Here is a 627-nt window from a genome sequence, read left to right as displayed (position 1 = left end):
TCCCCGGTCTCGACCTGGTGATCGAGAATGGCGAGTTCGTCGTCTTCGTCGGCCCGTCGGGTTGCGGCAAGTCAACGCTGCTGCGGCTGATCGCCGGGCTCGAGGACACCAGCGGCGGCTCCATCAACATCGACGGCCGCGACGTCACCGGCGAGGCACCGGCCAAGCGCAAGCTCGCCATGGTGTTCCAGTCCTATGCGCTCTATCCGCACATGACGGTGGCCAAGAACATCGGTTTCCCGCTGAAGATGGCCGGCGAGGACAAGGCGACCATCGACAAGAAGGTGGGAGACGCCGCGCGCGTGCTCAACCTGACCAACTATCTCGAACGCAGGCCCGGCCAGCTTTCCGGCGGCCAGCGCCAGCGCGTCGCCATCGGCCGCGCCATCGTGCGTCAGCCGACCGCCTTCCTGTTCGACGAACCGCTGTCCAATCTCGATGCGGCACTGCGCGGCACCATGCGGCTGGAGATCAGCGAGCTGCACCATCAGCTCAAGACGACCATGATCTACGTCACCCACGACCAGGTCGAAGCCATGACCATGGCCGACAAGATCGTCGTGCTGAACGCCGGCAACATCGAGCAGGTCGGCTCGCCGATGGAGCTCTACAAGACGCCGAAGAACC

At 64.8% G+C, this 627-nt stretch carries 1 protein-coding gene; it reads left to right on the top strand.

Going from position 1 to position 627, the window contains the following annotated elements:
- A partial coding sequence (locus EN984_RS36880; protein WP_164766035.1) for an ABC transporter ATP-binding protein occupies positions 1 to 627 on the top strand: 627 nt, incomplete at both ends.

This window comes from Mesorhizobium sp. M7A.F.Ca.CA.004.12.1.1 (genome assembly GCF_003997835.1).
GTDB lineage: Bacteria > Pseudomonadota > Alphaproteobacteria > Rhizobiales > Rhizobiaceae > Mesorhizobium.
The sequence above is the reverse complement of the archived record's forward strand: the minus strand, read 5'-3'. Positions and strand labels throughout refer to the sequence as shown.